General features: G+C 49.4%; 15 protein-coding genes and 1 pseudogene. 9 read left to right on the top strand and 7 right to left on the bottom strand.

Annotation, left to right across the window (positions count from 1 at the left end; genetic code table 11):
• Positions 1 to 192 precede the first annotated feature (192 nt).
• Entirely contained in the window at positions 193 to 1,542 is a 1,350-nt protein-coding gene (locus BZG13_RS13435) for an alpha-amylase family protein (protein WP_077486990.1), read from the top strand.
• Positions 1,543 to 1,796: 254 nt separating this feature from the next.
• Positions 1,797 to 3,956 carry a S9 family peptidase gene (locus BZG13_RS13440; protein WP_077486980.1) on the top strand — a complete coding sequence of 720 codons (2,160 nt, stop codon included), beginning with the start codon at positions 1,797 to 1,799 and terminating at the stop codon, positions 3,954 to 3,956.
• 107 nt (positions 3,957 to 4,063) lie between these two features.
• Here the strand turns inward: BZG13_RS13440 and BZG13_RS13445 are convergent, their stop codons facing one another.
• On the bottom strand, positions 4,064 to 4,831 hold the full coding sequence (locus tag BZG13_RS13445) for a siderophore-interacting protein (protein WP_077486981.1): 768 nt from the start codon (positions 4,829 to 4,831) through the stop codon (positions 4,064 to 4,066).
• Between the two features lie 167 nt (positions 4,832 to 4,998).
• Here BZG13_RS13445 and BZG13_RS13450 point away from each other — a divergent pair, with 167 nt between their 5' ends.
• The 3 genes from BZG13_RS13450 (at position 4,999) to BZG13_RS13460 (ending at position 6,948) form a co-directional block, all read left to right on the top strand.
• Entirely contained in the window at positions 4,999 to 5,382 is a 384-nt protein-coding gene (locus BZG13_RS13450; RefSeq protein ID WP_069362878.1) for a cytochrome b562, read from the top strand.
• Positions 5,383 to 5,416: 34 nt separating this feature from the next.
• Entirely contained in the window at positions 5,417 to 6,151 is a 735-nt protein-coding gene (locus BZG13_RS13455) for a lipoate--protein ligase family protein (protein WP_077486982.1), read from the top strand.
• A gap of 65 nt (positions 6,152 to 6,216) precedes the next feature.
• On the top strand, positions 6,217 to 6,948 hold the full coding sequence (locus tag BZG13_RS13460; RefSeq protein WP_077486983.1) for a glutamine amidotransferase-related protein: 732 nt from the start codon (positions 6,217 to 6,219) through the stop codon (positions 6,946 to 6,948).
• Positions 6,949 to 7,040: 92 nt separating this feature from the next.
• Here the strand turns inward: BZG13_RS13460 and pcp are convergent, their stop codons facing one another.
• The 4 genes from pcp to BZG13_RS13480 form a co-directional block, all read right to left on the bottom strand.
• Positions 7,041 to 7,685, bottom strand: coding sequence for a pyroglutamyl-peptidase I (gene pcp / locus BZG13_RS13465; RefSeq protein WP_077486984.1), 645 nt, complete (start codon positions 7,683 to 7,685; stop codon positions 7,041 to 7,043).
• Positions 7,686 to 7,759: 74 nt separating this feature from the next.
• Positions 7,760 to 8,899: a peptide-methionine (R)-S-oxide reductase MsrB gene (gene msrB / locus BZG13_RS13470; protein ID WP_077486985.1), complete on the bottom strand. Its 1,140-nt coding sequence runs from the start codon at positions 8,897 to 8,899 to the stop codon at positions 7,760 to 7,762.
• Positions 8,900 to 9,019: 120 nt separating this feature from the next.
• On the bottom strand, positions 9,020 to 9,730 hold the full coding sequence (locus tag BZG13_RS13475; protein WP_077486991.1) for an LrgB family protein: 711 nt from the start codon (positions 9,728 to 9,730) through the stop codon (positions 9,020 to 9,022).
• Positions 9,731 to 9,736: 6 nt separating this feature from the next.
• Entirely contained in the window at positions 9,737 to 10,165 is a 429-nt protein-coding gene (locus BZG13_RS13480) for a CidA/LrgA family protein (protein ID WP_077461392.1), read from the bottom strand.
• A gap of 415 nt (positions 10,166 to 10,580) precedes the next feature.
• On the opposite strand from BZG13_RS13480, the gene BZG13_RS13485 reads away from it, so the two are divergent.
• The 4 genes and pseudogenes from BZG13_RS13485 (at position 10,581) to BZG13_RS13500 (ending at position 13,529) form a co-directional block, all read left to right on the top strand.
• Positions 10,581 to 10,844: a helix-turn-helix domain-containing protein gene (locus tag BZG13_RS13485; RefSeq protein WP_051503382.1), complete on the top strand. Its 264-nt coding sequence runs from the start codon at positions 10,581 to 10,583 to the stop codon at positions 10,842 to 10,844.
• 133 nt (positions 10,845 to 10,977) lie between these two features.
• The gene (locus BZG13_RS13490; protein ID WP_077486986.1) at positions 10,978 to 12,186 is read left to right on the top strand and encodes an IS256 family transposase; all 1,209 of its coding nucleotides are present in this window, start codon (positions 10,978 to 10,980) and stop codon (positions 12,184 to 12,186) included.
• A 42-nt stretch (positions 12,187 to 12,228) separates the two neighbouring features.
• Positions 12,229 to 12,531 (top strand): annotated as a pseudogene (locus tag BZG13_RS13495) (HipA domain-containing protein); the annotation flags it as partial.
• A gap of 98 nt (positions 12,532 to 12,629) precedes the next feature.
• Positions 12,630 to 13,529 (top strand): LysR family transcriptional regulator, encoded by a 900-nt coding sequence (locus tag BZG13_RS13500; RefSeq protein WP_077486988.1) that lies wholly within the window; start codon positions 12,630 to 12,632, stop codon positions 13,527 to 13,529.
• 139 nt (positions 13,530 to 13,668) lie between these two features.
• Here the strand turns inward: BZG13_RS13500 and BZG13_RS13505 are convergent, their stop codons facing one another.
• Positions 13,669 to 13,956 carry a type II toxin-antitoxin system RelE/ParE family toxin gene (locus BZG13_RS13505; protein ID WP_077486989.1) on the bottom strand — a complete coding sequence of 96 codons (288 nt, stop codon included), beginning with the start codon at positions 13,954 to 13,956 and terminating at the stop codon, positions 13,669 to 13,671.
• Positions 13,953 to 14,234: a type II toxin-antitoxin system Phd/YefM family antitoxin gene (locus tag BZG13_RS13510; protein WP_021024253.1), complete on the bottom strand. Its 282-nt coding sequence runs from the start codon at positions 14,232 to 14,234 to the stop codon at positions 13,953 to 13,955. Before BZG13_RS13510 ends, BZG13_RS13505 begins: the two co-directional genes overlap by 4 nt.
• Between the last annotated feature and the right edge of the window lie 588 nt (positions 14,235 to 14,822).

A 14,822-nucleotide genomic window follows, 5' to 3' on the forward strand; every position in this document is an offset into this window, starting at 1 on the left:
GCTATGAAGTCCGGTACACTGGGTAACGAGCGTGCTTGTCCCTTAGCTAAACACCCACTACGCCTTACTTATCATCCTTACACAAGCGGACAAAGGAGGAGGGCGGCACGTATATAGCGTTTATAATTTTGATCATTGAATAAGCCCATCTACAACGGAAACACGGTGATGCGCGAACGCGATAAGGAAGATATGAACGGTTTACAAGACACCCAATCATCAAGAGCCAACGTTATCTTGCATGCTTTTGATTGGAAGTACGCGGATATTGCCCAGCGCGCGGCGGAGATTAGGGCGTTAGGATATGGCTCGGTGCTGGTGTCCCCTCCGATGAAAAGCGAGCAAGATGAACGCTGGTGGCTTAGGTACCAGCCGCAAGATTATCGTGTCATTGAAAATGCGCTCGGAAACACAATGGATTTCAAAGCCATGGTGGCAGCGTTAAACCGTGTTGGTGTGTTTACGTACGTCGATGTGGTTTTCAATCATATGGCCAATGAAGCGCACGCTCGCACTGACTTGAATTATCCCAGCCAAACGGTGATGGCAACCTATCAAGCGCATGAAGAGCGCTATCGCGAACTGACATTGTTCGGTGATTTATCTCAGCCACTGTTTACTGAGCAGGACTTCGTTGATGCGTTTGGCATACAAGATTGGAAGGACACCTGGCAAGTGCAAAATGGGCGTATTAGCGGTGGGCCCAGCGATCCAGGGTTACCAACACTGCGAGTGTGTGATCATGTGATCGCGCAGCAACGTGCTTACCTTAAGGCGTTGAAAGCAATTGGTGTCAAAGGGTTTCGGATTGATGCGGCCAAGCACATGACCTTAGAACACCTCAAACGCGTGTGGACCGATGATATTACCCATGATGCGCATATTTTTGGTGAAATCATCACCGACGGTGGCGCAAGCAAAGAAGAATATGAACTCTTTCTGGCTCCCTATTTACAAGAAACATGTTTAGGTGCCTACGACTTTCCGCTGTTCTCAACGCTTTATCAGGCGTTTTCCAACCAAGGCAGCCTCAAATCATTGATTGACCCTTATTGCTTCGGCCAAGCCTTATCGAAAGGGCGTGCAATCACGTTTGCCATTACCCATGACATTCCCAACAATGAGGTTTTCTTGGATTTGGTGATGGACGAAGCGAGCGAGTGGCTGGCTTACGCGTATATCTTGGGGCGTGATGGTGGCGTGCCACTGATTTATACCGATCTTGATACCAGTGGTATCAAAGGGGGAGACGGCCAACCACGCTGGCAAAATGCGTGGAAAGATCCAAAGATGGTGCAAATGATCGCCTTCCATAATTTGACCCATGGTGAGCCCATGCGTGTCTTGGAGGCGACCGATGACTGGTTGGTGATTCAACGGGGAGAGGCAGGCATATTGGTGTTAAATAAATCCCTGGAGCCGCAATCACTCTCAGTGACGCTGGAAAATGATTGGCGCGATATGCTGACGGGCGTCACGGTCTCGAGCGGGCAGGGCATTGATGTCGCCGCCCAATCGGCAATGATGCTCGTGCCGGCGTAATGCTGTTGCGAGCGGCCATTCTTTACGTCTACGAAGTGTCTCGATGATTTAACCCCACACGGCTAAAACACGGTAATTTGCCGTTTAAAGCTAAAAACAATGATGTTTGTACCCTGGACGCATTAGAATGAGAGTCATTTTACGAACGATAAAAAGAAGATTGTTTATTGGAACTTGCTTGATGTCCTCAGGTCAGTAAAGAGATGCTTGTTTGTTAAATTACTGTTATGGCTAAATAAACCTGAAGGAAAAGTATGTCCCGACACATTTTACTCACCGGAGCACTGGCGGTGTCTTTGCTCTCAGGGTGCAGTTTTCAAGGAGAGTCACACGTGAAAGCTTCCAGCCCAGGCGAACTGAGTGCGCCTGTCGCGAAAAAAATCCCTCATGAAATGACCATTCACGGCGACACGCGCGTAGACAACTACTATTGGATGCGTGACGATGCACGCCAAGATCCCGATGTGATCGCCCATCTTAACCAAGAAAATGCCTATGCCGATCAGGTGCTCGCGCATACAGAGCCAATGCAAGCCAAACTATTCGATGAAATCAAAGGGCGTATCGTCAAAGACGATGCCTCGGTTCCCGTCAAAAAAGGCAGTTATTTCTATTCCAGCGAAGTGGAAGGCGAGAATGAATACCGCACTTACGTGCGAGCGAAAGACTTTGCCGGCACCGACAAAACGGTAATTTTGGATGTCAACGCGCTCGCGAAAGGGCATGAGTTTTACAGCATTGGTCAACTCAGTGTCAGCCCAAACGAAAACCTATTAGCCTATGGGGAAGATACCCTTAGCCGCCGCGTTTATACCATTCAAGTCAAAGACCTCACCACCGGTGAGTACCTCGATGATAAAATTGAAGGCGCCTCGAGCAGCATTGTGTGGCAGAACGACAACCAAGCTTTCTACTACATCAAAAAAGATCCGCAAACCTTGCTGGGGTATCAGGTGTATCGTCACCGTCTGGGCACGCCGCAATCCGCTGATGATTTAATTTACGAAGAAACGGATACCAGCTATTACACCGGCTTGAGCAAAAGCAAAGACGGTGAGCAAATCTTTATTTGGCATTCGAGCACTGAAACCAGCGGCGTATCGCTCGTGGATGCCAATGATCCAAATGCTACTGCCCAAGCGTTTTATCCGCGAGAAACCGGCATCGAATATGACGTGGCGAAGCGTGGCGAGTGGTATTACATCTACACCAACTACCAAGCGGTGAACTTCCGCTTGATGAAGGTACACCAAAGCGAGCGTGACGATCGCAGCCAATGGCAAGATGTGATCGCGTCAAATGATAAAGTGCAGTTGGTTGATTTTACTCTGTTCGACAATCACTTGGTGTACGAGCAGCGCGAAAATGGCTTGCCGCGTACCACGGTGCGTAACCTCACCACTGGGGAGGAGTATCAGCTTACGTTTAACGACTCAGCTTATGCGGCTTATCTGACGGGCAACGCAGAAATGGATAATACCGCTGTGCGTGTGTACTACACCAGCTTGACCACACCGGGCACCTACTACGAGTTTGATTTGGCGTCGGGTGAGCGTGAAATGCTCAAACAAAACCAAGTGCTGGGTGAGTTTAATCCGGACAACTACCAGTCAGAGCGGGTGATGATCACCGCGCGTGATGGTGCGCAGGTGCCTGTGTCTTTGGTGTATCGTAAAGACCGCTTCAAAAAAGACGGCACTAATCCGCTCTATCAATACGGCTATGGTTCCTACGGCGCCACTATGGAGCCCACTTTCTCCACCACGCGTTTAAGCTTGTTGGATCGCGGCTTTGTCTTTGCGATTGCGCATATTCGCGGCTCTGAAATGCTAGGGCGTCCTTGGTATGACGATGGCAAAAAGCTCACCAAAAAGAATACCTTTAACGACTTTATTGATGTGACTAAAGCGCTGACCGCGCAAGGCTATGGCGATAAAGACAAGGTGTTTGCCGTCGGCGGCTCAGCCGGTGGCTTGTTAATGGGGGCGATCATCAACCAAGCGCCAGAGTTATATTTAGGGGTGGCTGCGCATGTGCCATTTGTGGATATCGTTACCACCATGCTGGATGAGTCGATTCCACTGACCACCAACGAGTATGACGAGTGGGGCAACCCGAATGACAAAACCTACTATGAGTACATGCTCAGCTATTCACCGTACGACAATGTCAGCGCGCAAGACTACCCCAACTTGTTGGTCACCACAGGCCTGCATGACTCACAAGTGCAGTACTTTGAGCCAATGAAATGGGTCGCGAAATTGCGAGAGCTGAAAACCGATAACCATACGCTAGTGTTTAAAACCGATATGGAAGCCGGCCACGGCGGCGCATCGGGGCGCTTTAAGCGGATTAAAGAAGATGCATTGGAATATGCCTTCTTCTTCGACTTGCTCGATAAGCAAGCAAAATAATCAAAGGGTGACCCCCTTAAACGAGAAAAGCGCCGATATCGGCGCTTTTTTATGCGGGTAGAGACGCGATAAGCACGCTCACTGCAGGTGAAAAAAGGTGTTTAGGCCTACTGATTATTCTCCGCATCTTCGCGCTTGATCACTTTGTGGCCTTCTTCAGTCACGCCATTTTTCCAATAGCTGCTGATGTAGATAAATTCGCGCTCAACATCACGATCGTTGCGGAAGTACTGGCGCAGTGCGCGCATGCTTTCAAATTCACAGGCACACCATACCGACACTTGCCCGGCTAACCAAGGCTGTGCTTTTACCGTCTCGGCCAACGTCGGGGTAGTTAGCCAAATGATCTCCATACCTGCGGGCGCGTCGAGTGGTTGAGCATCCTCTGCGGTATCGAGCTGGATCACCGCATAGCCTTTGGCATCGCGAGGCAAGGTTTTGATCTTGGCTGATAGTGCCGGCAACGCGGTCATATCGGCCGCCATAAAGAACCAATCCGCATCGCGATTAATCGGCGCAATTGTCCCAGGGCCGGCAATATTAATGGTATCGCCCACTTGGGCGCTCAGTGCCCAGCGCGCGGCAAAACCACAGTCGGCTTGCTCGATTTGGTGGCGAACCATATCCACTTCAATTTGCTGCTGGCCAGGCATAAAGCGGCGAATGGTGTAGGTGCGCATCACGGGGCGCTCGCCTTCAGCTACTCCGCTCAGATCCGTGCTGCCCGCTTTATCAAACAGTAACTTGATGTAGCCGCCTTCACAGTCAGCGGGGAACGCCGCGAAAGCGTCGCTTTGTAAGGTCAAACGTTGCATATTGGGTGTGACGGTTTGGGTATCGATAACGTGAGCGAGGTGATAGTTTGGCTGTTTCATATTATCTAACTTAAAATCATTATCATTTACAATTAATCATACCATCTGGATGCGGAATGTGTAAGTGCTTTACATTGTTTTACGCTTCTATGCTAGGCAATACCCCGAGAAGTGAGTAAGATACTGGCGCATTATTATTACTAAAAAAACAATTACATGGAGCAAAAATGAAGAAAGTCATACTCACGGGGGCGATGGCGGTGCTGCTGTCGTTGAGCGTTTCAGCCTCTGAGCTTAAGCCGATCATGAAAGAAATGAAAATGACCTTCAAAGAAGCCGCCAGTGCACAAAGCATTGAAGCCATGCAAGCACCGGTCGCGAAATTAGAAACCTTGGTCGCGCAAGCCAAAGCCGGCAGCTACCCTCCAGAAAAAGCGGATACCTTTATGGAAGGGTTCGATAAACTGGCGGTGACCCTGGATGAGATTGAGACGGCGCTGAGCCAAGGTGACCTCGACCAAGCAAAACAAGGCATGCGCCAAATCGATGCCTTGCGTGAAGAGTACCACGACAAACGCAACCCAAGCATTTGGCAGCGTTTATTCGGTTAATCGCGCAATCAGTGAACGTGACGACAGCGAGGGCATGACGGTGACTCAAAAAACGATTCTGCGCTATCCCTCGCTGTCGGTAGCATCTGCATTTGAGAAAGAGCAGGCGCTGATCCACCGAGTAGAGCAGGGCGAACTCAATGAGGCATTACTGCTTTGGCAGCCAGATGCGCAAACCTTGGTACTGCCAGCGGGCCAAAAATGGCCCCAAACGCCTGAATTGCGTCGCGCCCTATCAGCGTTAGGTTGGCAAATACAGAGCCGCCGAACAGGTGGGGCGCCGGTGCCGCAACTACCCGGCGTGATTAACGTGTCTTACCTGACGGTGTGGCCGGCTAACACGCCGTATCATATCCAGACGGCTTACCAGTATTTTTGCACCATTTTACAGTCTTTTTTCCATCAGTTAGGCATTACGACCACGGTGGGTGACACGCCCGGATCGTATTGTGATGGTGACTACAACCTCAATATTGCCGACAAAAAAGTGGTGGGAACCGCCCAGCGTATTCTTCATTTAGGCGCGGGGGCAGGCAAACAAACCGTGATGCTGGCGCAAGCGTGCCTGCTGATTGATGCGGATTGTCAGCACATTGTTGCCCCTGTGTCGCTGTGTAATCAGCTTTGCGGTCACCCCGAACGCATTGAGGCCGAGGTGCATACCCCATTAGCTGCGCACCTAGATGAACTGCCGACAACCGAACAGCTATTTCAGTTGTTGACTCAAGCGTTTGTGGCGCGCCCGCCACTCGTGGTGGGCAAGGCTTGAGGCCGACGTTCAATATAGTATGCTTAGCCGCAATCGTGCGTAAAACAAATCCCAAGGAGTGAGGAATGCGCGTCCATCTTGTTATTCACGAGGCGTTTGAAGGCCCAGGTGCTATTTTAGATTGGTGTGATGAGCGTGCTTATCATGTGACCACCAGTCATTTGTATCGGGGCGAGCCGTTGCCGGAAACCGGTGAAGGCATTGATCTGCTGGTGGTACTCGGCGGGCCGCAAAGTCCAGATACGCCACAGTCTGAATACCCACATTTTGATAGCCCGCGCGAGCAAGCACTGATTAAGCAGTGTATTGAACAAGGCAGTGCGGTAGTAGGGATTTGCCTCGGCGCGCAACTGATTGGTGAAGCCTTGGGCGCACCGTATCAGGCAAGCCCTGAACCCGAGATTGGCTACTTCCCCATCCAGTTAAGCGAAGATGGCCATATCGACGAGCACATTCCGCACTTCGCGCCGCAAGAAATTGTGGGCCATTGGCACCATGATATGCCGGGGCTGACACCCAATAGTCGTGTACTGGCTAGCAGCGAAGGCTGTCCGCGCCAGATCGTGAAGTACGGACCACGAGTGTATGGCTTTCAATGCCACCTTGAGTTAACGCCTCTGGCGGTTGAAGGTTTACTGCAAGCCGCCTATCCAGAGGGCGAGGCCGCTAACAAGCGCTTTATTCAAGACCCTGCCTCCATTCGCGCCTTTGATACGGCRCCGATGAATGCGCACTTGTTTGCCTTTCTCGATAGCGTGCTGACTGACAACGATCTCGTCACTGAGTGGCTGTTTTAAGCAATTAGGTTAGGAGCATGGTAACCGCCACTGTGCTCCGCTGCTAGGCGTCATTGTTTGAGCTTCATCGTCTGAGCGCCATCTAACGCGCGTTAGTGCAACATGCCTTCACACACGGCGGTGACATCATCATCCAATAAACTCAACTCGATGGCTATCTTCATCGCTGCCACCACATCAGCCACCGGCATGCTCGGGGCGCGGTGTTTGCACGCTTGTGCGGGGCTGTAGGGAATATGAATAAAGCCGGCGCGTACCTCGGAATGATGAGCCAGCGCATGCATCAAGCCATAAAACACCTGGTTACACACAAAGGTGCCCGCGGTGTAAGAAACACTGGCAGGATGATGCGCTTCGTTCAATGCGTTCACTAAACGGTTAAGGGGCAAGGTAGAGAAATACGCAGTGGGGCCAGATGGTACCACTGGCGTACCATGCGGCTGCTTACCGGCGTTGTCGGGAATGGGCGCGTCCTGATAATTGATCGCGACCTTCTCTAAGCTTATCTCGGCGCGACCACCGGSTTGGCCAAGGGCGATCACCATTACCGGACTGAGCGATTCTAGCGCGCGGTGTAACGTCGGTAAGCTGTCTTCAAAGGTGCAGGGAAGACGCACGGCTTTAACGATGCACTCCTCATTAGGCTGCCAGCCTTCTAATGCTTTTGCTACTTGCCAAGAGGGGTTGTCACTCTCGCCGCCGAAGGGTTCAAATCCGGTTATCAATATCGTGTGCATCCAATGCCTCGCATAAAAAAGCGGTAGAGCTGTACTCTACCGCAGGTTTACCAGCCAATCACGCAAAGGTTGGTTTATTCAAACAGATAGAGATAATCCTCATAACCGGCATCAGCCATTTTATCGACGGGCACAAAGCGCATCGCGGCTGAATTCATGCAATAGCGCAAGCCGGTGGGTGCGGGACCATCCTCAAACACATGGCCAAGGTGCGAATCGGCGACTTTGCTGCGGACCTCGGTGCGCGTGTAGAACAGGGAGTTATCCGGCTTGGTAACCACATACTGCTCATTAATGGGCTGGGKGAAGCTCGGCCAGCCAGTACCGGATTTATATTTATGAGTGGAGGAGAACAGCGGCTCACCCGAAACGATATCCACATAAATTCCCGCTTGCTTGTTGTCCCAATACGGGTTTTGGAACGCAGGCTCAGTGCCGTCTTCTTGTGTGACTTCATATTCCATATCTGACAACATCGCGCGGATTTTTTCATCCGAGGGGCGCGAGTAGCGAGTATTCGTTGATGTCATCTCTTCCGCTTTTTGCGCATCAATCATCTCACGCAAGGTGACCGGGTTGTCTTTGCGATCATCACCAAAAATCTCGTCCAGATACTGGTCACGCCCTGATGCATAGCGGTAGTAGCTATAGCGAATGCTGTGGTTTTTGTAGTAATCCTGATGATAACTTTCTGCGGGCCAGAATGTCTCAAACGGGATCAATTCGGTTTTCAGCGGCTTTTTAAACACGCCTAACGCTTCAATTTCCGCCATAAAATCGGCAGCAGTTTGTTTTTGCGTTTCAGAGCGATAAAAGATCGCGGGACGATATTGCGGGCCACGGTCAACGAATGAGCCTTGGTCATCGGTAGGGTCAATATGACGGAAGAACTGGTCTAACACCTGTTCATAGCTGACCACGTTGGGATCATAGGTAACATCAATTACCTCAATATGCCCACTGGTGCCGGACGAGACCTCTTTATAGGTGGGATTTTCCAGCTCACCGCCTGAGTAGCCAGACACCACATCAATCACGCCGTCGAGCTTTTCAAGATCAGCTTCTGTACACCAAAAGCAGCCGCCAGCGAGGGTCGCCTTTTGGTAGCCTTGGTCTGTGGTGGCGGTATCTTTTACCGCCGCATAACTTGCTATCGATAGCAAACTGAACGCTGTAAACGCGATAACGCGCCACATTAACTTGTGCTGTTTCATGATCGCCTCGTTATTAGAGTTGGTGAGGATAAAGACCTGCGCGACAAGCAGAAACTTTCATCCTTTCCCACTTTTCTGTTGTTACAGATAACGTAGCGCAGAAAAGCCCTTAGCGATCACCTACCAAAGCAGCTGACCCAACACAGGCGCAAGCAGCACAGTGACCATGCCAGCAATCATCATTACCACACTCGACACCACCCCTTCGGCATGGCCTATCTGATAGGCTTTAGCGGTGCCCGCTCCGTGTGCTGATGCGCCCAAACTTGCGCCGCGTCCCAAGCGTGATCGAATCGCAATCACGGTCAAAATACTTTCACCGATTGCCATCCCAATTACGCCAGTGAGAACCACAAACAGCGCGGTGAGATCGCTTTGCCCGCCAATCGCTTTGGTGGCTTCGACGGCAAAAGGGGTAGTAATTGAGCGCATCGCCAAACTGCGTTGCAGCAGTTCAGACAGCTCAAACACCCGCGCTAACACCACAGTACTGGTAATCGCGACCAGCACCGACACAGTCACGCCTATCGACAGTGACAACCAATGGCGGCGGATGAGCGCGCGGTTATCATACACAGGGATCGCAAACGCCACAGTCGCCGGGCCCAGCAGCCATAGCAGCCAGTAAGATTGCGCCATGTAGTCTTGATACGGGATCTTAAACCCAACCACCACCGCGACAATCAGCAAGGGCGCGAGCAACAATGGCATCACCAGAATGGAGGGGTGACAGCGATACAGCCATTTGCTCATGTAATAAAAGCCAAGGGTCATTAAAAAGCAGGTGACGCTCAATAACGAGGCATGAAGCCAAGTAGGTAAAGCAGACATCATGGCTTAGCACTCCGGTTTTAGATCAGGGTGGTGCGCGTGGTGGTTACTGCGGCGGCGTGCCATTTTAACCTCAAAACGATACACTTTATCGACCACCCAAGCGGTTGACGCAATCACCATCGCGGTACTTAGAATCAGGACAACCATGATCTTACCGCCTTCTTGCAGCAATAAATCTTGGTAGTTGACCACCGCCACCACCGCCGGCACAAAAAACAGCAACATCTCGGCTAACAGCCAGGCTGCCCCGCGACGCAACCAATCGGCACGGACAATTTTCAACATTAATGCGCCTAACAACAGCAACATACCGGTGAGGTTGGCCGGCAGCGGAATAGCAAAGGTTGTGACCAACCAATCAGACAAGAACCAAATGCCAGCAAGGACAAAGACTTGTAGTAGGGTAAGTAAGGCGTTTTTAATCAATTGCATCGAAGGCGTGCCAAGAATCTGTGAGATGGCTCATAGTTTACGTCTTAGCAGAGAGTGAATAAAGTGACTTTTTTTTATTTAAACTATGCCAAAATGGCATGAATTATTGAGCGATAAAGCTGCGTTAGTGACTACCCAGTCCCGTCAATAATCAGTTTGTCGTTATACATCCCCAGTACTAAAAGTGAAACTATATTTCCATATAATTTCTTAAAAATAATTTATAGTTTCATTTTTTGGACAGTCCGTCATGTTGGCTTTGACAAAATCGAGTCTTAGCGGGTTGTCTTTGATCTCACTATGATATGAAACTATAATTTCATAAATTGAATGTCTATCGAGTGTTAGTTTCATTATGATGAAGTATGATAAGGAAGCGCCGCCCAAGCGTGGTGCCACTGTGTTCCCGCGGCAGATGAAAATATTGCATCAATTAGGTGAAAACATCTTATTGGCGATGAAGCGTCGAGGGATCAGTCAAGATAGAATGCATCAGCGCACAGGGATCTCGAAACCAACACTACGCAAAATCACAAAAGGCGATCCGACAGTGTCGTTAGGCCATTATGTCAATGTGCTCGCCGTACTGGGTTTGTTAGACGATCTAGGTAAAGTCGCGCTCGATGATGAACTTGGTAGGAAGCTGCAAGATATCGAGTTGTTAAAAACGAGACGATAGGGCATCAATCGGATTTGGCACAGCTTTGGAGGCGTATGCTGTTTAATATCATGGTTGCCAATAGTGACGATCGGTAGTGTTCAAAAGTCTGTGTCACTCCTATAGTTAACCCTCAACAGGGAGTGATACATCAATGTCCGACAAATACGAAATTGATATTCAAGCTTTTGCTAAGGCACTGCAATCTGGACAAGACCTCAACGGGAAAGATGGACTACTAACGCCGTTGATTAAACAGATCACCGAAGCTGCTTTGGCTGCTGAGATGGATGAGCACCTGACCAAAGAGGGTCAGCCTAATCGCAAAAACGGTGTCTCTCAGAAAACCATCAAAACCGCTTCAGGCTCGTTCGAACTAGACACGCCCCGTGATCGCAACGGCTCTTTCGAGCCGCAGACCGTTAAGAAGTATCAGACTCGGCTAACCGATGAGATGGAGCGTAATATCATCTCATTATTTGCTCTTGGGAATAGCTACAAAAGTATTCGTGAGTACCTTCTTGAGATGTATGGGACTGAAGTGTCCAATGGCACGATAAACGCCATTACAGACCGTTTGGTGCCTGAGCTACGCGCCTGGCAAGAACGCGAATTAGAGGCGGTTTACCCCTTCGTCTGGTTAGATGCTATCCATTACAAAATCAAAGAAAATGGCCGCTTTGTCTCTAAAGCCCTGTACACAATCTTAGGGCTGAATATCGAGGGTAAAAAGGAATTACTTGGCCTTTATCTCTCAGAAAGTGAAGGTGCCCGTTACTGGTTAAATGTACTGACAGACCTACAAAACCGTGGCGTCAAAGACATCCTTATTGCCTCGGTCGATGGATTAAAGGGCTTCCCTGAAGCCATTGAAACTGTCTATCCCAAGACGGAGGTTCAGCTCTGCATCATTCATCAGATCCGCAATAGCGTGAAGTACGTGGCTAGCAAGAATCAGAAAGCCTTTATGTCCGATCTGAAGTGCGTTTACCGCGCGACGACCCAAAACGCCGCAGAGCAAGCGTTAGATGAACTGGAAAGTAAATGGGGGGCTCAATATCCACTGGTCATAAAGTCGTGGCGCAGCAAATGGGAAAATCTATCGGTGTACTTCAAGTACCCAGAACAGGTCCGCAAAGCGATTTACACGACCAATGCCGTTGAGGCTGTTCATCGCCAATTCCGCAAACTGACGAAGACCAAGGGTGGCTTTGCCAACGAGAACGCATTGCTCAAGTTGCTGTATGCAGGTATGTTGAAGGCGTCAGAGAAGTGGACGCATCCGGTACAGAATTGGAACCTGACATTGTCCCAACTGAGCATCCACTTCGAAGGACGGCTCGACGACTACGTAGATCTTTAAACGCCGGGTGACACAGAACTATGAACACCCTCTGACGATCACCTACGTAATCATGGCTTTATTTTTGACACGACAGGTTGGCGACTGTCACCCGCCTACGACATCAATTCAACACAACATGCCCACGGTCTGCACTTAAATATTGACGACAAAGATAACGCTTTAGATATTGACCTAGCGTTTGAGGTGGCGGAGTACTTTCAACTTGATGTGAAAACAGCTGACAAGATTTATCTTCAAGTCGCCCAGGCCGTGTCGAAATGGGAGCGCTTGGCAAAAGGAGCAGGTATCAAACGCGGTGAGCGAGACTTAATGAGAGACTGCTTCATGCTACCGAAGGTGTAACCAAGTGACGCATGGTAATAAGTGCCAGTTCCTCTGCTTTTTTCGCCATCAACTATGCCAAAATGACATGGTTAATGATTAGCTTTTAAGGGCCGTTTATGGATATTCGTGCGTTGCGCTATTTTATTGCCTTAGTGGAAAAGCAGAGCTTTACTGTCGCATCGACGTCGTTGCATGTGACGCAACCGACAATCAGTAAAATGGTGCGTAACCTTGAGCAAGATGTGGGTCAGCCATTGTTGCACCGAGAGGGAAGGCGGTTTTGGTTAACCGATGCTGGTGAGGTGGTGTATCAGCGTGCGCAGAGCATTATTGCTGAGTTCGAGCAGCTAAATACCGAGCTGGACGATCTTAACCAACTGGCGCGCGGCCAGCTTAGATTGGGGATGCCACCGATGATAGGGCCGCTGTATGCCAATGTGCTGCGTGAATACCGCCAACGCTACCCGAATGTGGCGCTCAGTATTGTTGAATACGGGGGGCGGCGCACCGAACAAGCGCTTATCAATGGTGAGATTGATGTGGCAATCACCATGCTCACCGACACCCAGCCAGAATGCTTGCAAAGCTTACCCTTACAAACTCACCCCATCTATGCAGTGCTGCCTAACCAAGCCGCGTGGCGTGCGCAAAAAAGCCTGACATGGCAGGCCGTCAAAGACGAGCCGTTTTATCTATATAGCGCTGAATTTACTCTAAGCGATCGGATTATTGCCCGTTGTGAAGAGCACGGTTATCAGCCCACCATTGCCGCGCGTAGCAGTCAGTGGGATTTTTTAGCCGCCTTGGTGAAAAGTGGTGCAGGGGTGGCGTTCTTACCTGCGCCCTTATGCCAGCGCCTCAGCGCCAGTTTGGAAGACAGTGAGTTATTGCTGGTGAAACCGATAAGCCCAGCGATTGAATGGCAACTTGGGTTAGTCTGGCACGGCGAGCGCTATGTCTCACGCACCGCCGAGGCCTGGATGCAGTTGTGTCAGTCGACAGAGGTGCATCGATAGACGCAGCGCTTTGATCCACAATGCCTCTTAGTACGCAATATGATGGTGATATTAAATTCGATGCTTAGAGACGGCGTGATGTGGGATGAAAAACTCGCCAAAATTTAGTGATTGAAGACATACTCGTTATAACACAGTTTTACACGTCATCTTCCGACAACATTTGACGACAATTACGAACTGTTAGGACGCGGAWCTCATGGCTTAAGCTATAGATAATACGATAGTGACTAAAAATTATTTCACGATAGTTAGTATTGGGCAGTTCAGGAACAAAGCGCCCCATTTCAGGCATACTTCCAAGTAGTTCAGTTTTGTCAAAAACTTCGTTTACCCACTTTTCCGCCGCAGGTGGATTATCCAAAGAAATAAATTCCGCTGCATCGCCTAATTTCTGAAGCGCTAATGGAGACCAAACTACTTTCATTTCTTAATGCGCCCCAGTACTTGAGCACGAGCATCATCATTTGAAACACCAAGGCCTGAAGCTAATTGAGCTTCAGCTGTACGCATTTCTTCCAGTAACTCGATCTTCTCTTGCATTGCTTCATACTCTGCAACATCGAGAACAACAGCTACACCTTTGCCATGCTGTGTGATGACCAATGGACGGCGAGTCTCATTGATTTGTTTGATGTAAGAAGCTACACCTGCACGAAATTCAGATAACGGCTGAATATCTTGATCGAAATGAATACGACTCATATTGAACTCCAAAAATGGTACAAAATAACGTACAAATTATAGTTCAGTTAACCGTTTTGAGCAAGGAGTTGGAGTTGTTCCTGTGTTATAACATCGTATATTGCGCGCGCGATTCCCCAAAACCGTTATACGCACTATTATCCATCTAACCAACTGAAATAGATAGTATTTATCGCCTATCATGCATATCTCTTTCCGTGAAAGTGTGCACGCCGCATATCTTTACTCAGGTATTCACACTATCCCCAAGCGTTAAGCTGTAACCGATTGACTAATCGACACTTTTAATTATCCATTTTGGGATAGTGTGCATATTTCACAGATAAACGCGCACGCTTTGCGTTTATCTGGCCGATAAGCAGGTTAACCATCCCGTGTTTGCCATGCGACCGCCAGTCAGTTGTCGGCATCTAACACGCCATTGAGTTGGCAGGTTTGGGATTAGTCTATCAAGGGCTGTTTTGGTTTTCGTGCGCTATTGTCCAAAGTGTTAGATAAGCCATGTTTATTAACTCTTTCCCACGCGGTAGCGTGGAAACGAGAAAAAACCTCTGTCTTGTTATATGTAATTATATATCAATTTATGGA

It is taken from the genome of Salinivibrio sp. ML323, assembly GCF_001995745.1.
Taxonomy (GTDB): domain Bacteria; phylum Pseudomonadota; class Gammaproteobacteria; order Enterobacterales; family Vibrionaceae; genus Salinivibrio; species Salinivibrio kushneri.